At 64.7% G+C, this 21,512-nt stretch carries 21 protein-coding genes; 10 read left to right on the forward strand and 11 right to left on the reverse strand.

From position 1 onward, the window contains the following. Positions 1–3 precede the first annotated feature (3 nt). From NLM31_RS20060 to NLM31_RS20075, 4 genes are all read right to left on the reverse strand, one after another. A complete protein-coding gene (locus tag NLM31_RS20060) occupies positions 4–1,800 on the reverse strand; it encodes an ABC transporter substrate binding protein (protein ID WP_254193367.1) in 1,797 nt (598 codons plus the stop codon). 353 nt (positions 1,801–2,153) lie between these two features. Beyond that, positions 2,154–4,016, reverse strand: a complete 1,863-nt coding sequence (locus NLM31_RS20065) for an ABC-F family ATP-binding cassette domain-containing protein (protein WP_254193368.1) — start codon at positions 4,014–4,016, stop codon at positions 2,154–2,156. 47 nt (positions 4,017–4,063) lie between these two features. Beyond that, complete coding sequence (locus NLM31_RS20070) at positions 4,064–4,237, reverse strand: hypothetical protein (protein ID WP_254193369.1); 174 nt, start codon at positions 4,235–4,237, stop codon at positions 4,064–4,066. A 215-nt stretch (positions 4,238–4,452) separates the two neighbouring features. Beyond that, entirely contained in the window at positions 4,453–4,713 is a 261-nt protein-coding gene (locus NLM31_RS20075; protein WP_148752965.1) for a sulfur globule protein precursor, read from the reverse strand. A gap of 321 nt (positions 4,714–5,034) precedes the next feature. Here NLM31_RS20075 and ndk point away from each other — a divergent pair, with 321 nt between their 5' ends. Next, positions 5,035–5,457 carry a nucleoside-diphosphate kinase gene (ndk, locus tag NLM31_RS20080; protein WP_027535388.1) on the forward strand — a complete coding sequence of 141 codons (423 nt, stop codon included), beginning with the start codon at positions 5,035–5,037 and terminating at the stop codon, positions 5,455–5,457. Between the two features lie 44 nt (positions 5,458–5,501). Next, a complete protein-coding gene (locus NLM31_RS20085; RefSeq protein WP_254193370.1) occupies positions 5,502–6,362 on the forward strand; it encodes a TerC family protein in 861 nt (286 codons plus the stop codon). Positions 6,363–6,365: 3 nt separating this feature from the next. Here NLM31_RS20085 and ppx read toward each other — a convergent pair whose 3' ends face one another. The 4 genes from ppx to NLM31_RS20105 all read right to left on the reverse strand — a co-directional run bounded on the left by ppx (position 6,366) and on the right by NLM31_RS20105 (position 11,547). Then, a complete protein-coding gene (ppx, locus tag NLM31_RS20090; protein WP_254131020.1) occupies positions 6,366–7,868 on the reverse strand; it encodes an exopolyphosphatase in 1,503 nt (500 codons plus the stop codon). A gap of 15 nt (positions 7,869–7,883) precedes the next feature. Beyond that, positions 7,884–10,085: an RNA degradosome polyphosphate kinase gene (locus NLM31_RS20095; RefSeq protein WP_254196235.1), complete on the reverse strand. Its 2,202-nt coding sequence runs from the start codon at positions 10,083–10,085 to the stop codon at positions 7,884–7,886. A 145-nt stretch (positions 10,086–10,230) separates the two neighbouring features. After that, positions 10,231–10,908, reverse strand: coding sequence for a DnaA ATPase domain-containing protein (locus tag NLM31_RS20100; protein WP_254193371.1), 678 nt, complete (start codon positions 10,906–10,908; stop codon positions 10,231–10,233). A gap of 96 nt (positions 10,909–11,004) precedes the next feature. After that, the gene (locus NLM31_RS20105) at positions 11,005–11,547 is read right to left on the reverse strand and encodes a CDP-alcohol phosphatidyltransferase family protein (RefSeq protein WP_254131022.1); all 543 of its coding nucleotides are present in this window, start codon (positions 11,545–11,547) and stop codon (positions 11,005–11,007) included. A 156-nt stretch (positions 11,548–11,703) separates the two neighbouring features. Here NLM31_RS20105 and purM point away from each other — a divergent pair, with 156 nt between their 5' ends. Further along, complete coding sequence (gene purM, locus NLM31_RS20110; protein WP_254193372.1) at positions 11,704–12,777, forward strand: phosphoribosylformylglycinamidine cyclo-ligase; 1,074 nt, start codon at positions 11,704–11,706, stop codon at positions 12,775–12,777. After that, a complete protein-coding gene (purN, locus tag NLM31_RS20115) occupies positions 12,777–13,430 on the forward strand; it encodes a phosphoribosylglycinamide formyltransferase (protein ID WP_254193373.1) in 654 nt (217 codons plus the stop codon). The genes purM and purN overlap by 1 nt, the downstream gene beginning before the upstream one ends. 91 nt (positions 13,431–13,521) lie before the next feature. Here the strand turns inward: purN and NLM31_RS20120 are convergent, their stop codons facing one another. After that, positions 13,522–13,728: a cold-shock protein gene (locus NLM31_RS20120; protein ID WP_008129967.1), complete on the reverse strand. Its 207-nt coding sequence runs from the start codon at positions 13,726–13,728 to the stop codon at positions 13,522–13,524. Positions 13,729–14,101: 373 nt separating this feature from the next. On the opposite strand from NLM31_RS20120, the gene NLM31_RS20125 reads away from it, so the two are divergent. Then, the gene (locus NLM31_RS20125) at positions 14,102–15,259 is read left to right on the forward strand and encodes an autotransporter outer membrane beta-barrel domain-containing protein (protein WP_254193374.1); all 1,158 of its coding nucleotides are present in this window, start codon (positions 14,102–14,104) and stop codon (positions 15,257–15,259) included. A gap of 22 nt (positions 15,260–15,281) precedes the next feature. On the opposite strand, the gene NLM31_RS20130 is transcribed toward NLM31_RS20125, so the two are convergent. After that, complete coding sequence (locus NLM31_RS20130; protein WP_254131026.1) at positions 15,282–16,322, reverse strand: LysR family transcriptional regulator; 1,041 nt, start codon at positions 16,320–16,322, stop codon at positions 15,282–15,284. Between the two features lie 71 nt (positions 16,323–16,393). On the opposite strand from NLM31_RS20130, the gene NLM31_RS20135 reads away from it, so the two are divergent. The 5 genes from NLM31_RS20135 (at position 16,394) to NLM31_RS20155 (ending at position 19,950) form a co-directional block, all read left to right on the forward strand. Continuing rightward, positions 16,394–17,011, forward strand: a complete 618-nt coding sequence (locus NLM31_RS20135; RefSeq protein ID WP_254131027.1) for a hypothetical protein — start codon at positions 16,394–16,396, stop codon at positions 17,009–17,011. Continuing rightward, entirely contained in the window at positions 16,998–17,618 is a 621-nt protein-coding gene (locus NLM31_RS20140; RefSeq protein WP_254131028.1) for a GNAT family N-acetyltransferase, read from the forward strand. The genes NLM31_RS20135 and NLM31_RS20140 overlap by 14 nt, the downstream gene beginning before the upstream one ends. Before the next feature lie 25 nt (positions 17,619–17,643). After that, positions 17,644–18,207, forward strand: coding sequence for an isochorismatase family protein (locus NLM31_RS20145; RefSeq protein WP_254193375.1), 564 nt, complete (start codon positions 17,644–17,646; stop codon positions 18,205–18,207). 34 nt (positions 18,208–18,241) lie between these two features. Continuing rightward, a complete protein-coding gene (locus NLM31_RS20150; protein WP_254131030.1) occupies positions 18,242–18,409 on the forward strand; it encodes a hypothetical protein in 168 nt (55 codons plus the stop codon). A 158-nt stretch (positions 18,410–18,567) separates the two neighbouring features. Beyond that, positions 18,568–19,950 (forward strand): aspartate aminotransferase family protein, encoded by a 1,383-nt coding sequence (locus NLM31_RS20155; protein ID WP_254193376.1) that lies wholly within the window; start codon positions 18,568–18,570, stop codon positions 19,948–19,950. Between the two features lie 238 nt (positions 19,951–20,188). Here NLM31_RS20155 and rnd read toward each other — a convergent pair whose 3' ends face one another. Continuing rightward, entirely contained in the window at positions 20,189–21,337 is a 1,149-nt protein-coding gene (gene rnd / locus NLM31_RS20160) for a ribonuclease D (protein WP_254193377.1), read from the reverse strand. Positions 21,338–21,512: the final 175 nt, after the last annotated feature.

Below are 21,512 nucleotides of genomic sequence, written 5' to 3' on the forward strand. Positions count from 1 at the left end.
GCCTCATTGGGAGCCTCCGGCGGGAATAGAGGTGGTGGCGATGGTGCCGGCGTTCGGCGCCGAAATGATCTCGAACGTGCCGCCCAGCATCCTGACGCGTTCGCGCATGCTCAGCAGCCCGAGACCGCAATGGCCGCCGTCCGTACTCGCGTCGAAGCCATCGCCGTCGTCGACGATCTTCATCACGATCTGCCCTTGCTCGCGGGCCACCGAGATGTTTGCGCGCCGGGCATGGGCATGCTTGGCAATGTTCCGCAGCGCTTCCTGCGCAACCCGGTACAGGCACAGTTTGACGTCGTCCGCGACCTCGGCGCAGCCGTCTGCGACGTCGAGGTCGATCGACGTGTTCGAGTTCCGGGCGATCTCCTCGCAGCGCTCGCGCAACGCTTCCGGCAATCCGGCATGTTCGAGCACGCCCTGGTGCAAGCCGTGTGAAAGCTCGCGCATGTCTTCCGCCAGATCGACAGTCAGCCGCTGAAGTCGGGACAGCTCGTTCTTGGTCAAATCTTGCGAGACCGGAAGGTGACGTCTCAGACTGCTCAATCCGATCGACAGCGAAGCGATGCGCTGGCCGACGTCGTCATGCAGTTCGCGCGCGATCCGACGGCGCTCTTCGTCCTGCGCATTGATCAGTCGTCCGGCGAGGTACCGTAGCTGCTCATAGCTGGTTCGCAGTGCGCTCTCCTTGGCGCGGTTGTCCCGCTCTGCCGCCCAGCGGCGCGAGCGCTGTGCGATCAGTGCGGTTATCAGGATCGATTGGAGAACGACGAGGGATCCCGCACCGATGATGTAGCGACGGTAAAGTTCCCAGACGCCGGGCTGCTTGAAGAGAACCACGGAGTCAGGCGGAAGATTGCTTTCATTCAGACCCCATCGCAGCATGGCCTGGTGGTCCACCCGGTAGGCCGCTTCAGAGCTGGTTCGTGGCGGAATCGAAGCCGGGTCCTTGCCTCCGAGAATTTCCAGCGCGATGTCGCCTGCAGTGCGTCCCATCGCGTCGTAGTTTTCGCTGAACCCGCCAACGAAGCCTCTCACCGGATAGGGATACGGCGCATAAACCGGTGCCGGCGAAGATTTGGCGACCTGGGCCGTGACCTCGGACGGCATTACGGCCGTTCCGCCGCCGTCGCGAAACATCGACAGCATAATGACGATCGCGTCGTTGGGGATCTCGGCGACCTTGGCGATGAGCTCATCATAACGCAGGTCGAACAGATAGGTTGTTTCGAGCTTGCGGTCGCGCGCTTCGATGATCCTTCGGGCGATGACTTGCCATCGGCGATCGACAAGTCCGCTTCCCGCGATGATGAAGAGGCGCTGCGCCTCCGGTTGGAGACGCTCGGCCAAATCGATGGTCCTGGTCAGATTTCCGTCGAGGTCGACCATGTGGCCGGTCACGTCGGGCGGTGGCTTTGCCGCTTCGTAGCCCTGCCTCGAGACACCGAGAAAGACAACGGGAACGTGGGGCGCGAAATCGTCCCGGTGCTGGATCACGAAGGGGAGGGCGTCGCCGCCGATGACGACCACGATGTCGGGTCGTCTCTGCGCATATCTGTCCCGGAGGAAGTGGGCCATGAGGGATTCGTGGCCCGGTTCGGAAAAGCGAGCGAGATCGAGATACTCGGCGTTGAGCTCGATCTTCTCGCGCGAACCTTCCAGCAGGCGACTGCGTGCTCCGTCCGACGCCATGGACGTCGCTGGAAACGTGTAATTGTACGAATGCAGGATCAGGATGCGCTTTGCCGTCTCGCTGGCGTAGCTGGGTGATCCGAAAAACAGCAGGCTGAAAAGGAGCAGCAAGCCGCACAGAAGGCTCGTCCCTCTGAGATGCCTTGTTGAGGTTCGCAGACGGGAAACGCCGAAGACTCTTGCGCGGTACATCGAGAAAACCTTGGCTTTCGTCGATGGGAACAAACTATCGTTTACCGGCCGCGCTGAGATGTGCAGTTTGTGCCACCGGCCCAATTATCGGCGGGGCAGGACAGGCTTTGTGGCCTTTGCCTGACCACGGCTGCAGGCCATGGGCGCGGGGTCGGGTGCGAATACCGACTATTGAATTTTAATAAGTTATTTCAACGTCTTACATTGTCCGAGTGGCGCATTGTCGGCCAGCGCCCCGCTACTGTGCATGGGGTTGTTTTCAGGTTTTGAACCTAGCCCGCCGCCTCGTCGAACTGCGCGCTCGCCTCGAGCCACTGTTCCTCCGCGCGCGCCAGCGCATCGGCCGCATTGGCGCGGGCCTTTGAGAGCTGCGCGGCCTGCTTGGGATCGCGCGTGAAGATGTCTGGCAGCGCGAGTGCCGTATCGATCTTGGTGATGATCTCGGTGACCCGCGCAATCTCGCTCTCGGCCTCCGCGATGCGTTTCTTCAGCGAGCCGCGATTGTCCGATTTCGGGCGCTGCGGCTTCTCGCTGGGCGCGCTGCGCTCGCGCGGGGCAGGCTCGGCGTTGCGCGAGGACAGCACCAGGCGGCGATACTCGTCGAGGTCGCCGTCGTAATTGGTCACGGTGCGGTCGGCGACGATCCAGAGCTGGTCGGCGCAGGCCTCGATCAGATAGCGGTCGTGCGAGACCATGATGATCGCGCCGGGAAACTCGTTGATGGCTTCGGCGAGCGCTGCACGGCTGTCGATGTCGAGATGGTTGGTCGGCTCGTCCAGGATGATCATGTTGGGGCCGTAGAACGTCGCGAGCCCCAGCAGCAGCCGCGCCTTCTCGCCGCCCGACAGTTTTCCAACTTTCGTATCAGCCGCCTTGCCGGAGAAGCCGATTGCGCCGGCGCGTCCCCGCACCTTCGCCTCGGGTGCATCGCCCATCAGCTTGCGGACGTGATCGTAGGCGGACGCGTCCTCGTTCAGCTCGTCGAGCTGATGCTGCGCGAAATAGGCGATCGAGAGCTTGTCGGCGCGCGTCACCTTGCCGGAGAAGGGGGCGAGACGCGCGGCGAGCAGCTTGACGAGCGTCGACTTGCCGTTGCCGTTGGCGCCCAGCAGCGCGATGCGGTCGTCGTTGTCGATGCGCAGCGTCACGCGGCTCAGCACCGGCGTGGCCGGATCGTAGCCGACCGAGGCGTTGTCGACGGCGATGATCGGCGGCGACAGGATTTTCTCCGGTGCCGGGAAGGTGATCTCGCGCACGTCCTCCGTCACCAGGGCCGTGATCGGCTTCAGCCGCTCCAGCATTTTGACGCGGGATTGGGCCTGGCGCGCTTTCGAGGCCTTGGCCTTGAAGCGATCGACGAAGGCCTGCAGGCGGGCACGCTCAGCCTCCTGGCGCTTGACCGCCTTGGCATCGAGCAACTCGCGCGCGGCGCGCTGCTCCTCGAAGGAGGAGTAGGTGCCCTTGTAGAGCGTGAGCTTGCCGCGCTCCAGATGCAGGATCTGGTCGACCGAGCTCTCCAGCAGGTCGCGGTCATGGCTGATCACGATCACCGTGCGCGGATAATGCGCGAGGTGATCCTCCAGCCACAGCGTGCCTTCGAGGTCGAGATAGTTGGTGGGCTCGTCGAGCAGCAGCAGGTCCGGGGCCGCGAACAGGGTCGCCGCCAGCGCCACGCGCATGCGCCAGCCGCCGGAGAATTCGGCGCAGGGACGCAGCTGGTCGGCGGCGGAAAAGCCGAGGCCGGACAGGATCGCGGCGGCGCGGCTCGGGGCGGAGTGCGCGTCGATGTCGACGAGCCGGGTCTGAATCTCGGCGATCCGGTGCGGATCGGTGGCGCTCTCGGCTTCGTGAAGCAGCGCGTCGCGCTCGAGGTCGGCCTTGAGCACGACCGAGATCAGGCTTTCGGGGCCGTTCGGCGCTTCCTGGGCCAGGCTGCCGACCCGCCAACGCGGCGGCAGGGTCACCGAGCCGTGCTCGGCGGCCAGCTCGCCGCGGATCACCTTGAAAAGCGTCGATTTGCCGGTGCCGTTGCGCCCGACCATGCCGACGCGCGAGCCGGGCGTGATCTGCACGGAGCTACTGTCGATCAGAAGGCGTCCGGCGAGGCGGATGGAGAGATCGGTGATGGAGAGCATGCGGCCTTGTCACCGCAGGCGGGATCAAACGCAACCCGATTTTTTCGTCAGTGCGACTCGCGTTCGCGCTTCCTCAACTCGTCCATCAGCTGCTCGAGATGTGTCGGGAGCCGAGGGTCGGGACGAAGGCTTTGCTGAAGCCGCTCGCCTACGGCATCGCAAATCGAGCGGCTGGTGCGCCGGTCGATCTGTTCGCTCTCATTGGCAAAAAGGCCAGCCATCTCGGAGTTCCGTGTGTTCAAAGTAACGACACGGTACCAAGTCATTGGCCCCCAAAATGGTTTCGCCGGTTGTTGGGGACGTCAGCCATTCTAGTGAAAATTGTATGAATTCGCCGTATCTGCCCAAAGACAAGGCCCCGGCGGGGGGAACGCCGGGGCCTCTCTTGGAAGGTACCGCAGGGGGGGAACGGCACCTCAGGAAGGTTCTGTCGGGCTCAGTAGCAGCGGTTGATCAGCCGCCAGCGGGGTCCCCAGGGGGTCGGGACCAGCCGGCGCACATAGCAGCCGCCATAACCGTAGGAGACGGGGGCAGCGTAGAAGCGCGGTCCGCCCCAGCCCCAGCCGCCGTGATGCCAGCCGCCACCGCCGTGCCAGCCCCAGCCGCCGCCATGCCAGTGAGCGGAGGCGGAGGTGGGAGCCAGCGCGGCACCCAGCGCGACCGCGGCGACTGCAGCGAGCGAAAGTTTCCTCAACATGATGATCTCCTCAAAACTGCCGGCGCGGGGCTATCGCGTCGATGGAAAGGCCGCCGAAACGATCCGCCTCGGGAGGAGGCTTTGGTTTCGATGGACCTGACATTAGGCCAGCGAGGCTGAACCAAACCCTCATGGGGCCTTCAGATTGGGTTCATCTGCGTGAAATCGTTGTAATCCATGTTGGAATTCGGCTCAGCCTCTCGGCCTGGCCCTGCGGCGAAGCGCCCGTGGGCTGTTCCGGCGGTCGCTTGCCGGATCGCGAAGGCGCCGATATAAGCCCCGCAACTCCAAACCACCCTTTTTCTCTTCAAGGACAAGATCATGGCCATCGAACGCACTTTCTCGATCATCAAGCCCGACGCGACCGCGCGTAACCTGACCGGCGCCGTGAACGCCGTGATCGAGAAGGCGGGCCTGCGGATCGTCGCGCAGAAGCGCATCCGCATGACCAAGGAACAGGCCGAGACGTTCTACGCCGTCCACAAGGCCCGCCCGTTCTTCGGCGAGCTGGTCGAGTTCATGACCTCGGGCCCGGTCGTGGTCCAGGTGCTGGAAGCCGAGGGTGCGATCGCCAAGTACCGCGACGCCATGGGCGCGACCGACCCGTCCAAGGCGGCCGACGGCACCATCCGCAAGCTCTACGCAAAGTCGATCGGCGAGAACTCCGCCCACGGCTCGGACGCCCCGGAGACCGCCGCGATCGAGATCGCGCAGTTCTTCTCGGGCAACGAGATCGTCGGCTGAGCTTTCAGCCGATAAGTTAAGTCGACGGGGCGAAAGGACTTATTGTGAACTGGCTCTGGCAGATCTTCGATCCCGCCACGATCGGGGCATTCTTCACCCAGTTCCGCAATGAGATGGCCGAACCGACCTTCTGGATTGCGGTCGGCAAGATCATCTGGATCAACATCCTTTTGTCTGGCGACAACGCGCTGGTGATCGCGCTTGCCTGCCGCGGCCTGAAGCCGCGGCACCGGCTCTGGGGCATGGTGCTCGGTGCGGGTGCTGCGGTGCTGCTGCGGATCATCTTCACCGGCATCGTCGCGAGCCTGATGGAGCTGCCGTACCTCAAGCTGGTCGGCGGCCTCGCATTGATCGTGATCGCGGCAAAGCTGCTGGTGCCGGAAAACGAGGACGAGGACGGCGTCGAGTCGGCCTCGCATCTGTGGCAGGCGGTGCAGATCGTCGTCGTCGCCGACATCGTCATGAGCCTCGACAATGTCATCGCGGTCGCGGCCGCCGCCAATGGCAGCGTGCCGCTTTTGGTGCTCGGCCTTGCCATCAGCGTGCCCCTGATCGTTGCGGGCGCGGCGCTGATCATGGCGCTGCTGTCGAAGCTGCCGATCCTGGTCTGGGCCGGTGCGGCGCTGCTCGGCTGGATCGCCGGAGAGGTGATCGCCACCGATCCCGGCATCGCGCCGAAGCTGCATTCGCTGTCCGAGGGTCCGTTCGGCGCCGCGCTGGACCAGATGCTCGGCACTCTGCACATCCCGCCGCAATTCGCCCATGGCGGCGGTGGCGCCGAATATCTCTGCGCTTTGCTCGGCGTTGTCGTCGTGCTGCTGGTCGGCGCGATCTGGCGCCGGCGCCGGCTGAGCCATGCCGCGCTCGAGGCCTCCGAGCACCACGCCAAGGCGTCGGCGGAGTAGTTTCTAACGCCGGACGATCGACCCCGAACGTCCGATCAGCCGGGCGAGCTGCTTGAAGCGGCTGCCGACGCGGTCGGCGACGAGGTCGCCGAGCCTGTGCTCGAACACCAGCATCAGATTGCGCGCTTGGCTGCGGAAATGCGTGGCGGGCAGGACGCCCGGGCGCGCTGCTGAGATCAGATGCGCGACACGGAACGCTGCCCCAAGGAGGCGGGCGCGTTCGAGCTGCGCCGGGGTCAGCAATTCCTGCATGGTCAGCGGCGGCTGGTTTTCCTCGCTGAGACCCGCATAGCGATAGAACACCGAGAGGCCGACGAAGGCGCGCTCGCGGTGGTCGATCGCGCCGAAATTGGCGTTGACCACCAGGCTCAGCGTCTGTTCGCCGCGATGGTCGGGATGGACGCGCCAACCGATGTCGGACAGGAGGCAGGCTGTGTGGCGGAGGCGGCGGTCTTCCTCGGTCTCGCGCAGCTTCACCACGCGTGCGAGGCGATCGGTCCAGGCAATCAGCTCGCGGGCGTGCTTGGCCGAGCGTGACAAGAGCTGGTTCAGCTCTTCGGCGGCGCAGATCAGGCCGTCCTTGTTGCGCTCGGAGTCCGGCAGCTTCTCGTGCAGCAGGCCCTCGCGCACGCCGAAGGTCGAGAACACGATGGTCTTCGGCTTCGCGACCCGGATGATATGCTCGAGCACCAGCGCTGCGTAGGTGAGGAGAGGGCGCCGCGCATCCGCGACGACCTCGATGTCGGCAAGCATGTTGGTGGCTGCAAGCCGCCGGAGGCGACGTGAGAAATCGAGCGCCTCAGCGGCGGGAATCGAATAGCCGTGCATCACCTGGAGCGGATAGCCGCTCTGGATGATGTGGATGCGCGCGAGCGCACGCCAGGTGCCGCCGACGGCATAGAAGGTGCGGCCACGACCCGCGGCGAGCTGCGGAACTTCGTCGATCGCCTCGCGCACGATGCGGTCGGCGCGCTTGAGCGATTTGTGGGCGAGGTCCTGCAGCGCGAGGCCGCCGAGCGGCAGTGTCACGCCGCTGCGTACGCTGTTCCCGCGTACGTCGATCAGTTCGAGCGAGCCGCCGCCGAGATCGCCGACGATGCCGTCGGGACGATGGATGCCCGAGATTACGCCGAGCGCCGACAGTTTTGCTTCGCGCGGTCCCGACAGGATCTCGATTTTAACGGCGCAGATGCGCTCGGCTTTCGCGATGAAGTCGGGGCCGTTGGAAGCGTCGCGGCAGGCCGCGGTCGCGATCGCGAACACGCGGCCGACCTGCATCACGCGGCACAACGCCCGAAAACGTTTCAGCGAGGTCAGCGCCTTGTCGACGGCATCCGGCGCGAGCAGACCCGTGCTCTGCACCTCACGCCCGAGGCCGCACAGCGTCTTCTCGTTGAAGATCGGAATCAGGCTGCGTGTCAGTCCCTCGTAGACGACGAGACGAACCGAGTTGGAGCCGATGTCGATGACCGCGACGCTAGCGCCACGCTTGCGCGGCCGTTTCACGGCAAAGATCTCCGGTCAGGACTGATGGCGTTCGTTTCGGCGCGTGAGACGGCGCGGCGAGGATTCCTTGAGCGACTTTCCACGGCCAGACAGACTCGGATTTGTCATGAAGTAGTTGTGCACGTTGAAGGGCTCCTCGCCCTTCGCGGCCTTCATACGCGTTGAGGACCCGTCCGGCAACAATTGCCAGCTCTGCTCATTGTCCTTCAGATTCGCGACCATGATCTGTTCGAGAACCTGCTGATGCACCGTGGGATTTTGCAGCGGACACAGCACCTCGACGCGGCGGTCGAGGTTGCGCGGCATCATATCGGCCGACGAGATATACACAGCCGCTTTCGCGCTCGGCAGGCCCTGGCCCATGCCGAAGCAGTAGATTCGACCATGTTCCAGGAACCGTCCGATGATCGACTTGACGCGGATGTTCTCCGAAAGGCCGGGAATGCCGGGCCGCAGGCAGCAGATCCCGCGCACCACGAGCTCGACCTGCACGCCGGCCTGTGAGGCCTCATAGAGCGCGTCGATGATATCGGGGTCGACCAGCGCATTCATCTTCATCCAAACCGCGCCGGGCTTGCCGTGACGCGCGTGCTCGGTCTCGCCCTGGATGTGCTCGATGATGCGTTTGCGCAGCGTCAGCGGCGACACCGCCATCTTCTCCAGATCGCTCGGTGCAGCATAGCCCGTGATGAAGTTGAACACGCGCGCGGCGTCGCGGCCGATGGTCGGTTCCGACGTGAAGTAGGAGAGGTCCGTATAAATACGCGCGGTGACCGGGTGATAATTGCCGGTGCCGGTATGGACGTAAGTGGTGAGGCTGCCGCCCTCGCGGCGCACCACCATGGAAAGCTTTGCGTGCGTCTTCAATTCAAGGAAGCCGTAGACCACCTGCACGCCGGCGCGTTCGAGGTCGCGCGCCCAGCGGATGTTGGCCTCTTCGTCGAAGCGCGCCTTCAACTCGATCAGCGCGGTGACGGATTTGCCGGCCTCGGCCGCTTCGGCCAGCGCGCGCACGATCGGCGAGTTGTTGGAGGTGCGGTAGAGCGTCTGCTTGATCGCGACGACGTCGGGATCGCGCGCGGCCTGTTGCAGGAACTGCACCACCACGTCGAAGGATTCGTAGGGGTGATGGACCACGAGGTCCTTCTGCCGGATCGCGGCAAAGATGTCGCCGCCATGCTCACGCACGCGCTCGGGATGGCGCGGCACGTAAGGGGTGAATTCGAGGTCGGGCCGGTCGAGCCTTGTCAGTTGCGAAAGCTCGTTCATGGCGAGCACGCCGTCGACCAGGAACACCTCGTCGTCGGCCGCCGAGAGCGCGTGCTGCACGAAGCTGCGCAACTGCTCCGGCATCTTGGCGTCGATCTCGAGCCGGATCACCGATCCGCGGCGGCGGCGCTTCAGCGCGGTCTCGAACAGGCGGACGAGGTCTTCGGCCTCTTCCTCGATTTCGAGCTCGGAGTCGCGGATGATGCGGAAGGCGCCCTGGCCGTGGAGATTGTAGCCGGGGAACAGGCGATTGATGAAAAGGCCGGTCACCTGCTCCAGCGAGATCAGGCGTACGACCTTGTTCTCCTTGCCGTCGCCCGGAAGACGGATGAAGCGGTCGATCTTGCCGGGCATGCGGATCAGCGCGTTCATCTGCTTGCCGTCGATGGCGCGCGTGAGCTGCAGCGCGATGGTGAAGCCGAGGCTCGGGATGAACGGGAAGGGGTGGGCTGGATCGATCGCCAGCGGCGTCAGCAGCGGGAACACGTTGTTGAGGAAATAGTCCTCGAGCCAGGTCCGCTCCGCCTTGCTGACGTCCTTGCCATCGACCAGCACGATGCCGACGCCGGCGAGCGTGCCGCGCAAATCGGCCCAGATCGCCTGCTGGTCGGAGGCGAGCTGCGAGACCGTTCGGTTGATCAGCGCAAGCTGCTCGGACGGCGTCAGGCCGTCGGGGGCGCGCTCGGCGATGCCCTCACGCACCTGCGCCTTGATGCCGGCGACGCGGACCATGAAGAACTCGTCGAGGTTATTTGCGGAAATCGACAGGAATCGTACCCGCTCCAGCACGGGATGGCTGGCGTTGACCGATTCTTCCAGGACGCGGCGGTTGAAATGCAGCCAGGAGAGTTCGCGGTTGATGAATCGCTCAGGGCTCGAGGCGATCGCCGGCAGGCCCTCGGCTTCCGTGGCTTTCTCTTTTATTTCAACAGTTTGCGCGGAATCCATGAGAAGTCGGTCCATCCAGTTCGCCCCAATTTGCGACTTATGCGCAAAACCGGCCGGAGCATGTGTTAGTGCGATGACGTTTCGATGACATTGATGTTCCGCGGCCGCGCCGCGTCAAGCGGGCCAAGGGGACAGGGGCCGGCGGTCAGGCGTCCCGGAGCAGCTCGGCCGCGAGCGCCCGGGTGACGGGGCGGCCGAGCCGCAGTGCCTCGCCGTCCAGCAATTCCACGGCGCGTCGGGCGGCGGCCGACGACCGCTCCAGCCGGGTCGCGAGGTAGCTCACCACGCTTTCGTCGACGGAGAGCTGACGGTCGGCGCAGAACTTGACGATCAGGCCGCGGAATAGCTGGTCGTCCGGCAGCGCCAGCGAAATCACCGGAATCGTCCGCAGCCGGGAGCGGAGGTCGCGGAGCTCGACCTCGATCGCCGCCGGCGCCTCACGGCCGGTGAAGAGTACATAGGCGCCGTCCTCGCGGGCGAGGTTCATCAGATGGAAGAGGGCGCGCTCGTCGAGATCCCCGGCCTTGAGATCCTCGACCACCAGCGCGCCGGTCGCGAGCGCGCCGGGGACGCTGGCCGCGGTCAGCGCATTGGCCGTGGTCGAGCGCGCGCCGGCCTCCTCGGCCCAGATCGCGGCGAGGTGGCTCTTGCCCGAGCCTTCGGGGCCGGCGAGCCACATGATCCGGTTCGGCCATTCCGGCCAGCCGTCGATCAGCGCGAGACCGGCGGCATTGGCAGGGCCCTCGAGAAAATTGTCCCGGCTGAGGCTCTCCGCATGCGGAAGCGAAAACGCCAATTGTCGGGGATGAACGCGGCCTGCCACGCTTGCTTTGCTCCGTGCCGGCGCGCCGGCTTTGTCTGAAGAGATTCGATCTATTCGATCGGGTTTTGGCCTTTTGCAGGGCGGCCGCGTCCCGGCTCATTTGGCCTCGATCGTGCTCATGTGCCGCAACCACTCGACGAGATAGAGCGACACGGAGGACAGCGTGAACACCGTAACGAAGCCCATCAGGACTATATCATACGGCGCCGGCCTGAAGCCGAAGGCGAGCGAGGCCAGCACCAGCGCCGCATAGGCCACCTGGGCCGCAGTGTTGAGCTTGGAGACCATCGACGGCTTCATCTCGACCGGCTTGTCGAACAGCCAGGACACGATCACGGCCGTGACGATCATGATGTCGCGCGACACCACCAGGATCACGATCCAGCGCGGAATGTCGCCCCAGATGCCGAGCGCGAGGTAGATCGACACCAGCAGCGCCTTGTCGGCCAGCGGGTCGAGCAGGGCGCCGAGCTCGCTGGTCATGTTGAAGCGCTTGGCCAGGAAGCCGTCCACGGCATCGCTGATGCCGGCGACCAGGAAGACGGCGAATGCCACCTCCATTTGGCTCGACACGATGGCCCAGACGATGATCGGGACCAGCATGATGCGGCCCAGGGTAATGATGTTCGGAATACTCACGCGGCGCTTCCCGGCACCCGGTCTGACCTCGAATCCGGCCTCCAAAGAGGCTGAACCGGTTGATATCTCTACATAGTATAGGGCGGGGCGCCACGCTTGCCATTGCGCGTCCCCGGAATTCGACGTAACCAGCCGCAAACCCACTGGAAATCGGGCATGACCGACCGCAAAAACGGCCTCACATACGCCGATTCAGGCGTCGATATCGATGCGGGCAACCGCCTGGTCGACCTGATCAAGCCGATGGTCCGCGCCACCGCACGGCCCGGCGCCGACGCCGAGATCGGCGGATTCGGCGGCCTGTTCGACCTCAAGGCGGCCGGTTTCAAGGATCCCGTCCTGGTCGCGGCCACCGACGGTGTCGGCACCAAGGTCAAGATCGCGATCGAGACCGGCCTGCATGGCGGGATCGGCATCGACCTCGTCGCCATGAGCGTCAACGACCTCGTGGTGCAGGGCGCCGAGCCGCTGTTCTTCCTGGACTATTTCGCCTGCGGCAAGCTCGACCCCGAGGCCACCGCCTCGATCGTTGCCGGCGTCGCCGAGGGCTGCCGTGAATCCGGCTGCGCCCTGATCGGCGGCGAGACCGCCGAAATGCCCGGCCTCTACAAGGACGGCGACTATGACCTCGGCGGCTTTGCCGTCGGCGCTGCCGAGCGGGGCACGCTGCTGCCGCGCAAGGACATTGCCGCGGGCGACGCCGTGATCGGCCTTGCTTCGTCGGGCGTGCATTCCAACGGCTTCTCGCTGGTGCGCAAGATCGTGGAACAGTCCGGCCTCGGCTTCGAGGCGCAGGCGCCGTTCGCGCCGGTCATGACGCTCGGCGGCGCGCTGCTGACGCCGACGCGGCTCTACGTCAAATCCTGCCTGCGCGCGATCCGCGAAACCGCTGCGGTGAAGGGCCTCGCCCACATCACCGGTGGCGGCTTCACCGACAACATTCCGCGCGTGCTGCCTGCACATCTTGGCGTCGGCATCGATCTGGCGCGCCTGCCGGTGCTGCCGGTGTTCAAATGGCTGGCGGCGCAAGCCGGCATCGCCGAGCTCGAAATGCTCAGGACCTTCAACTGCGGCATCGGCATGATCGCGATCGTCGAGCCCGAGAAGGTCGACGAGGTCGTGCGGGTCTTCACCGACGCCGGCGAGACCGCGGCGCAGCTCGGCACCGTGATCCCGGCCGAGGGCGAGCACCGCGTCGTCTATAACGGCCATCTCGATCTGGCGCTGTGATGAAGCGCCGCGTCGCCATCCTGATTTCCGGCCGCGGTTCCAACATGTCCGCGCTGATCAAGGCAGCTTCTGCTGCGGATTTCCCGGCGGAGATCTCGCTGGTCATCTCGAACAAGGCCGGTGCGCTCGGGCTCGAACGGGCCAAGGCGGCCGGCGTGAAAACGCTGGTGATCGAGAGCAAGCCGTTCGGCAAGGACCGCGCCGGCTTCGAGGCGGTGCTGCAGGCCGCCCTCGACCAGCACGGCATCGAGCTGATTTGCCTCGGCGGCTTCATGCGCCTGTTCACCGCCGACTTCGCCAGGGCCTGGTACGGACGGATGCTCAACATCCATCCCTCGCTGTTGCCGTCCTTCCCCGGCCTCGACCCGCATGGCCAGGCCTTGCGCGCCGGCGTCAAACTGTCTGGGGCGACGGTGCATTTCGTCATCCCCGAGACCGATGCGGGGCCGATCGTGATGCAGGGCGCGGTGCCCGTGAGCGATCACGATACGGCGGAGACGCTGTCGGAGCGCATCCTCGAAATCGAGCATCGCATCTATCCGGCTGCGCTGAGCCTGCTCGCGACCGGCAAGGTCAAGATCGAGGGCGATGTCTGCAAGACCGCAGGCAGTTCGGCGTCGGAGAATTTTCTGGTTGCGCCGGTGGCGCACTGAATCGCGGTCGCGTTTTCGACGTCCCCAAACAAAATCCCCCGGCAGAGCCGGGGGCATCGTCATGATCTCTCGCGCATCGCTTTGAGAGAAATCAGGAGACCTTGAGGTTCTCCGCGGACGACTTGCCGCGGTTCTCCACGAGGTCGTATTCAACCACCTGGTTCTCATTCAGGGTCGAGAGTCCGGCGCGCTCGACGGCCGAGATGTGGACAAACACGTCCTTATCGCTGCCGTTCGGCTTGATGAACCCATAACCCTTGGTCGGGTTGAACCATTTGACGGTGCCCTTTTGTGGCATCGTTAGTCTCCTCCGCTAGATACTAAAAAGACGCGGCCGCTTTTCGCGTGCCACGTCACAAACGGGCTTCCGGAAGTCTGTTCGAGTCTCATTGTCGCGAAACGCACAGCCGAGCGGCCAATTCCGATTGTGTGCAGTATTCCAACACGAAAATCGCGCGCTAGCAAGCCGCGCGCGAATTTCAAGACCATACCGGAGATGTCCCGCTGCAATTTGCGACCTGTGGCGCCGGAACCACAATCGTGGGCAATCGCCCCTGCGATAGCGTGCCAACCGGTTGACCCCTCGTGGCAGTTCGGCACAAATCGCCGCACCCGCTCACGGTTCGTGTTGTATTTTTGCGGGCCGCCATCTTGCTTTGGGATTCTTCGTCATGCGCTGCGCCTCGCAGCTTACCGGGACACGGCAGATGATTGGGCTGGACCGCGTCCGCCGGATCGTGACGGCAATCGCTATGGCGTTCGCGCTCGTCGTGATGCTGTCGGCTGTGACGCCCGTGCTGGCGCAAAGTCCGACGCCCACGCCGACCCCCACGCCCACGGCATCACCGACGCCGGTGCCGGTCCCGACCGCGACCAATTACGACCAGTCGGCCGGCAACAGTGCGCTCAATCTCGGCTCGAACTTCCTGGAGCGCCTCGGCAACCAGGCCTCCGGCGGCGTCAATCGCGCCTTCCGCACCAACCCCGGCGGTGGCGGAGCCTCGGCGAGCACGGAGGATCCGCGTTACCGCACCTGGTACGAGGGCTACGGCATTTCGCTTCGGACCGATCCGCAGGGCGATTTCGTCGGCGACAAGCGTAAGACGTTCGGCGGCGTCGCCGGTTTCGGTGCGCGGGTCGCACCGGGCGTCAATCTCGGCTTCTCCGTCGACCAGAGTCATACCGATATCGACGTGCCGTTGGCGCTGCAGTCGGCGACGCTCGACCTGACCCAGATCGGCTTCAACGGCTCTGTCGACAAGGGACCGTGGACCTGGGCCTTTGCGTTGGTGCACGGTTTCGGCAAGGTCCACTCCAGCCGGGACACCGGCTTCGGCTTCGCCACGGCGGGCTATCGCGCCGCGGTCGACGGGGCACTGACCGAGATCAGCTATTACTGGACCAAGGACCAGATGCGCGTCGTTCCCAAGGGCGCGATCGAATATGTGCGGGCCACCGGCGCGGCGTTCCAGGAGGCGGGCGGACTCGATCCGCTCAACGTCGGCTCGAGCGCGCTGGCGCGTGCGCGCGTCATGATCGGCGCCGAGATCGGGCGCTACTTCATCTTCGACCAGAAGATCCTGGACCTCTCGGCCTACGGCAAGTTCGTCGACAATTTCTATCAGGATCTGGGCGCGGTCCAGGTCAGCCTCGGCACCCAGAACATCGTCGTCCCCGGCATCGGCGAGAGCCGATACGGCATGGACGCCGGCGCCTCCGCGTCACTCAGCCTGACCAACACCGCGCGGCTCTACGTCAATTACGACGGCAAGTTCCGCAACGAGCTGACATCGCATCAGGGCACGATCGGCTTCGAATATCGGTGGTGACGCGCAAAACGACGATCTGCGCTTACTTCGGCGTCGCGGCAACGTATCCGGACAATCCAAAGCCTTCGCGCGCGGCCGTCATCATCGGCACCAGCGCGTTCGGATGGATGAATTCGTCGCGGAAGCAGGGGTGGGTCTTGGGATCGAAGATCTTCTTCAGCCAGTCGACCACGATCTTGTGCCGCTCGGAGGCGCGGAACTCCTTGTGATAGGTCAGCCAGAGGTCGGCATGGTGGCTGACGCCGAGGTCGACGGCGACGAGCGGCGCACCGAGCGCGATCGACACCGTCGGCAGGAATCCGATGCCGGCGCCACGCTCGACCGCGTAGAGCGCGCCGACCGACGAGTTGGTCTTGATCCCGACGATGCCTTCCAGCGATTTCAACCCGAGCACGCGGGCATAGGCGCCGTCGTCGACCTGCGGCGCGCTCTGCTTGATGATGCGGTGGCTCGACAATTCGGCGAGCGTCGCCGGCACGCCGTAGAGGTCGGCGTAGTCCCTCGAGACGAAGGGATAGATGTGCAGCCGGCCGAGCTTGGCGACGATCAGGTCGGGATTGGTCGGCGGCTCGAGCTGGATCGCGATATCCGACTCCAGCCGCGCGACGTCGGCTTGTTCCATCGCACAACGCAGGTCGACGGTGATCTTGCGGTAGGTCTTCTGGAAATCGATCAGTCGCGGCAGGATCCAGAAATTGCCGGGGCCTTCCGTCACTGCGACGCGCACCGTGCCGGAGGTGTCGTTCGAGGACCGCGAGGCGCGGCGGAAGACGTTGAAGGCGTGACGCTCCATATGCGCGACGTCGGCGATCATCGAGGTGCCTTCGTCGCTGAGCGTGAGCCCGCTCTGGTCGCGCAGGAAGAGCTTGCAGCCGATGCTCTCTTCGAGCCGGTCGATGCGGCGCATCAATGTGGTGGAGGTCAGCCCGAGCTCTTCGGCTGCATTCCGGAAACTTTTAAATTTCGCGCAAGCTAAAAAGAGTTTCAAATCGTCCCAGGACGCATTTAGCGCTTCTTCATGGTGCTGCATCAATGCAGCGCCCCGGTGCAATTGTTGCTGCATACTCCTGATCTCCAGCCGCTAAGCTTCCCCCCATAGCGGCGTACAAAACCCCTGAACGATAGAGGGACGACATGAGTATGGAAAGGGGCTCGTTTGCCGCAAGGCATGATTTCGATGCCTTGCCGCTGAGCCCCGAGGTGGATGTCCGGTGCGCGCAATTCGGAGAAATCGCAGCGCTTTCGGAAATGGCGCACCGCCTGGTGCCCGGCGTGCAGATCGGGACGATGGAGCTTGAGACATATTTCGCCTGGGATCCCGAGAGCATCCTGACCTTCAGTCGGAACGGCCATCTGCTCGGCGGCATGGCCTTCCTGTTCCTCAACGACCGCGGGCATGATGCCTTGCTGCTCGACGATATCTGTCTGACCGCGCCCGAGACGCACTACCTCGCTTCCGCGAAAGAGGATGTTTCGGCGATCTACATCTGGGCGATCGCGGCCACCGGCCGCGGCATCGCCGGTCTCGGCAAGGCCTCGGCGCATCTTCGGCAGATAAGGTTTCGCGGCGCGGACTGCTATGCGCAGCCGTCAACCGTGGCCGGACGTGAAATCATGAAGGCTACGGGCTTTACGCCCATTTCGAGCTTCCAGCGCGACCTCTGGTGTTACGAGCGGCCCTGGCATCGGCAGCCGATGCTCATGCCGGGCGCGGTCATCCAATCAAGGAGTTTTTCAGATGCACGGCACTAGGATTCCCCTCGCCAAGCCTGACTCCCGCGCGATCACAGTTCGCCTTGCGCGCGATCCGAGCGACCTCATGCTGGTCACGGCCATTCGCTCCGCGGTCTATCTCGCCGAGCAGGATTGTCCGTTCGATGAGGAGTTCGACGGCAACGATATGGTTGCCGCTCATTTCATCGGCTACATCGGCAACGAGCCGGCGGGTTGTTTGCGGGTGCGCTTCTTCGGCGACTTCGCCAAGGTCGAGCGGCTTGCGGTGCGTCACCAATATCGGCGCTCGCGCATCTCGTTCAAGCTGGTGCAGGCCAGCGTCGACTATGTGAAGCGCAAGGGGTTCCGCAAGATCTATGGTCAGGCACAGGATCGGCTGGTCGATTTCTGGGCTCATTTCGGCGCCAAGCCGCTGGGCCACAATCGCAAGATCACCTTCTCGGATTTCTCCTACACGGAAATGCTGCTGGAGATCGAGCCGGGGCCGGACGCCATCACGCTGGACAGCGATCCCTACGTCATCATCCGCCCGGAGGGCGACTGGGACCGGCCGGGCGTGCTCGACGCATCGGCGGGGCGAGCAGTGACGTCGCCGCTGCGGGACCTCGCGCTCGCCGACCGCTGAAACTGGTGCAGCTCTGCGCAAAACCATGCCGGTCTCCGTCCACGACGATCCGTTGATCCTGGTTTGCGCGGATCTCCAGGTCGAATATCTGGCCCCCGGGCGCCGCCACGTCATTCTCGACGGCGACGCCACGACGTTGCGCTGCCTGGAACTGCTGACGCTGTGGCGCAGCAACCTCTGGCCGGTGCTGCATTTGAAGCGCATCGCGCAGGCGGCCTGGTTCAATCCGTCATCCAGACTGACCGATTGGATCGCGGAAACGAGGCCGCGTCCGGGCGAGATGACGTTCGAGCACCCCTTGCCGTCGGCCTACAGCTCGTCGCGTTTCGCCGATTACATGTCGAGCATCCGCAATGTCGGCTGCGTGGTAACGGGCTTTTCCCTCGACGAAACCATCCTGGCCACCGCCGTCGAGGGATTTCACCGCAGCCACCGCTACCAGGTGGTCGTCGATGCCGTCGCCTGCCGGCAGCCGGGAACAACCGAGGCGGCCGCCTACAAGCAGTCGGTGGTGAATGTCATCGCCAACTTTGCTACACTCCAGTCCAGCGCCGAACTGATCAGAACCAGCGGCGCCGTCGCAGTCTGAGAGAGACGCGATCGGCGGATGGATGGGTGGGACATTGTCTCGGGAGGACGAACTCAAGGAGCTGGCGAGCGATCTGTCGCGTGCCGTCGAGGCGGCGCGCCGGATCGGCCTGTCCACGACCGTTTATCTGCTCTCGATGGCGCTGGTCGAGGTGAAGGAAGCCGCAGCCGACCAAGAGGGACATGACGACGGCGCGACCTGAGCGCTGCCTCGAGTGCGGCTTTGTGCATCGCTGCTGAGCGCTTGCTGCCGACGAATTGGCGTTGCAAGTTTTGCGTCGTCGCAATAGCCAAGTAATCTCACAATCGAGCGATGGCGTTGGCCGCAGCGGCGACGTCATGACTTAAGGGATCCCTGCAAATGTCCATCCTGCCCAATTCGCAAGAAGCCCGCGATGTGGCCTACCAGCTCCACGCCTACACCAACGCGCGGGCCCATCAGCAGGCAGGTCCGTTGGTGATCGAGCGCGGCGAGGGGCCCTACGTGTTCGACGCGTCGGGCAAGCGCTATTTCGAGGCGATGGCGGGCTTGTGGAGCGTCGGGCTCGGCTTCAACGAGAAGCGCCTGGTCGAGGCCGCGCACAAGCAGATGCAGGCGCTGCCGTTCTATCACACCTTCTCGGCCAAATCGCACGGGCCCTCGATCGACCTCGCCGAGAAGCTGGTCGCGCTCGCGCCGGTGCCGATGAGCAAGGTGTTCTTCACCAATTCCGGCTCGGAGGCGAACGACACCGTTCTCAAGCTGATCGCCTATCGTTCGAACGCGCTCGGCCAGCCCCAGCGCAAGAAGATCATCAGCCGCATGCGCGCCTATCACGGCGTCACCATTGCGTCGGCGAGCCTCACGGGCCTGCCCAACAACCATCGTTCGTTCGACCTGCCGCTGCCGAACATCCTGCATACGGGCTCGCCGCATTTCTACAAGGACGGCGCGCCCGGCGAGAGCGAGGAAGCCTTCGCGACGCGCCGGGCCGAGGAGCTCGACGCGCTGATCCAGAAGGAGGGACCCGACACGATCGCGGCCTTCTTCGGCGAGCCGGTGATGGGGGCGGGCGGCGTCGTCGTGCCGCCGGCGACCTATTGGGACAAGATCCAGGCGGTGCTGAAGAAGTACGACATCCTGCTGATCGCCGATGAAGTGATCTGCGGCTTCGGCCGCACCGGCAAGATGTTCGGCTGCGAGACCTACGGCATCAAGCCCGATGCGATGGTGGTCTCCAAGCAGATCACCTCCAGCTACTTCCCGCTGTCGGCGATCATCATGAACGACCGCATGTTCGAGCCGATCGCCGATGAGAGCAACAAGATCGGCGTGCTCGGCCACGGCTTCACCGCGGGCGGCCATCCGGTCGGCTCGGCGATCGCGCTGGAAAACCTCAAGATCATCGAGGAGCGCGGCCTGGTCGCGCATGCCGCCGAACTCGGCGGCTACATGCAGGCCAAGCTGCGCGAGCTCACCAGCCATCCGCTGGTCGGCGAGGTCCGCGGCGTCGGCATGATCGCGGCGCTCGAGCTCGTGCTCGACAAGGGCCGCAAGACCGCAGCCGCGACGCCCGGCGCCGTCGGCGGCATGGCGAGCCGCATGCTCCAGGAGCGCGGCGTGATCTCGCGCAACATGCTCGACGCCATTGCCATCTGCCCGCCGCTGATCGTCACCAAGGCCCAGATCGACGAGCTGATCGCGGCGATCACTGGCGTGCTGGACGACATGAAGCCCGAAGTGGCCAAGCTGCCGCAGGCGTAGGGCTGATCCTTCAAGGCGGAGCTGCCCGCCGCATATGCGGTGTCGTCCCGGCCTAGTGCGCAATTGCGCACGGGGGGCCGGGACCCATACCGCGTGATCTATCGAGGTTGGGCGGTCGTCGAACCTACGAACGAACAACGTCCGGTCTTCGCCAAACCACTCCCTGGGGCTATAGATCCCGGCCCCCCGTGCGCAATTGCGCACTAGGCCGGGACGACATTGGGGAGGCTATCGGGGCCTAAGCCCGCTGAACCCCGATCACGCGACCCTTCTCGATCGCAAGCGCCAGCTCGCCGCGCTTCAGCTTCAGCGCGTTGTCGCCGAACAGCTCGCGGCGCCAGCCGCGGAGCGCCGGCACGTCGGCCTCGTCGTCGGCTGCGATCTCCTCGAGATCGTCGACGGTCGCGATCACCTTGCTGGCCACGGCATGGCGCTCGGCGGTCATGCGCAGCAGCACCTTCAGCAGCTCGACGGTCGCCGCGCCATTGTTGTTGTTGCGCGGCTTCTCCAGCTTCGGCAGCGTCGAGAAATCCCGCGCCAGCCCGCGCTCGACGGCGGCGACGATGTCGGCGCCCCATTTGGACTTCTCAAAGCCCTTCGGCACCGAGCGCAGATGGGCGAGCTTCTCCAGCGTGTTCGGCGCGTGGGTGGCGATATCGCTGATGGCCTCGTCACGCAGCACGCGGCCGCGCGGCACGTCGCGGCTCTGGGCTTCCTGTTCGCGCCAGGCGGCGACCTCCATCAGCACGGCCAGGTCCTTCGGCTTGCGCACCCGCGTCTTCAGCCGTTCCCAGGCGCGTTCGGGGTGGAAGTCGTAGGTCTTGGGCGAGGTCAGGATCTCCATCTCGATGGAGACCCATTCGCTGCGGCGGCGCTTCTTCAGATCGGCATCCAGTGCTGCGAAGACGTCGCGCAGGTGCGTGACGTCGGAGACCGCGTAGTGCATCTGCTCCTTGGTCAGCGGCCGGCGCGACCAGTCGGTGAAGCGGTGGGTCTTGTCCGGCCGGTGGCCGGTGACCTTCTCGACCAGGGCGTCATAGGCGATGCTGTCGCCATAGCCGAGCACCATGGCCGCGACCTGGGTGTCGAACACCGGATGCGGGATGATGTTGGCCTGGTGCCAGATGATCTCGATGTCCTGACGCGCGGCGTGGAACACCTTCAGCACGCTCTCGTTGGCCATCAGCTCGAAGAACGGCTTGAGGTCGATGCCCTCGGCCAGGGTGTCGATGACGATCGCTTCCTCGGCGCTGGCCATCTGCACCACGCACAACAGCGGGTAGTAGGTGGTTTCGCGCAGGAACTCGGTATCGACGGTAATGACGGGGTGCTTGGCCAGCCGGCTGCAGGCAGCCGCGAGGTCAGCGGTGGTGGTAATCAAATCCATGAACGGCCCATGACACTTGCCATCAGCCGTTCTGCCGAAAGCGCTGTGATGTCAAGGGGGTTGGAGCGAATTCGAGCCTTGCATTAGGCTGGAATCGCCCCCGTCGGCCGAAATTCCTACTCGTAGCGGATCCGGTGCGAGGATTTGCGGGCGCAGGGTAGCGCCACCACGATCA

Origin of the sequence: Bradyrhizobium sp. CCGUVB4N (assembly GCF_024199945.1) — a bacterium.
GTDB lineage: Bacteria > Pseudomonadota > Alphaproteobacteria > Rhizobiales > Xanthobacteraceae > Bradyrhizobium.

Bases quoted from the DNA above. Each gene is read 5' to 3' on its own strand.
- NLM31_RS20125 (WP_254193374.1), top strand. From the start codon at position 14,102: ATGCGCTGCGCCTCGCAGCTTACCGGGACACGGCAGATGATTGGGCTG.
- NLM31_RS20065 (WP_254193368.1), bottom strand. From the start codon at position 4,016: ATGCTCTCCATCACCGATCTCTCCATCCGCCTCGCCGGACGCCTTCTG.
- NLM31_RS20145 (WP_254193375.1), top strand. From the start codon at position 17,644: ATGCCGGTCTCCGTCCACGACGATCCGTTGATCCTGGTTTGCGCGGAT.
- rnd (WP_254193377.1), bottom strand. From the start codon at position 21,337: ATGGATTTGATTACCACCACCGCTGACCTCGCGGCTGCCTGCAGCCGG.
- NLM31_RS20070 (WP_254193369.1), bottom strand. From the start codon at position 4,237: ATGGCTGGCCTTTTTGCCAATGAGAGCGAACAGATCGACCGGCGCACC.
- NLM31_RS20140 (WP_254131028.1), top strand. From the start codon at position 16,998: ATGCACGGCACTAGGATTCCCCTCGCCAAGCCTGACTCCCGCGCGATC.
- purM (WP_254193372.1), top strand. From the start codon at position 11,704: ATGACCGACCGCAAAAACGGCCTCACATACGCCGATTCAGGCGTCGAT.
- NLM31_RS20095 (WP_254196235.1), bottom strand. From the start codon at position 10,085: ATGGATTCCGCGCAAACTGTTGAAATAAAAGAGAAAGCCACGGAAGCC.
- ndk (WP_027535388.1), top strand. From the start codon at position 5,035: ATGGCCATCGAACGCACTTTCTCGATCATCAAGCCCGACGCGACCGCG.
- NLM31_RS20155 (WP_254193376.1), top strand. From the start codon at position 18,568: ATGTCCATCCTGCCCAATTCGCAAGAAGCCCGCGATGTGGCCTACCAG.
- purN (WP_254193373.1), top strand. From the start codon at position 12,777: ATGAAGCGCCGCGTCGCCATCCTGATTTCCGGCCGCGGTTCCAACATG.
- NLM31_RS20130 (WP_254131026.1), bottom strand. From the start codon at position 16,322: ATGCAGCAACAATTGCACCGGGGCGCTGCATTGATGCAGCACCATGAA.
- NLM31_RS20075 (WP_148752965.1), bottom strand. From the start codon at position 4,713: ATGTTGAGGAAACTTTCGCTCGCTGCAGTCGCCGCGGTCGCGCTGGGT.
- NLM31_RS20120 (WP_008129967.1), bottom strand. From the start codon at position 13,728: ATGCCACAAAAGGGCACCGTCAAATGGTTCAACCCGACCAAGGGTTAT.
- NLM31_RS20135 (WP_254131027.1), top strand. From the start codon at position 16,394: ATGAGTATGGAAAGGGGCTCGTTTGCCGCAAGGCATGATTTCGATGCC.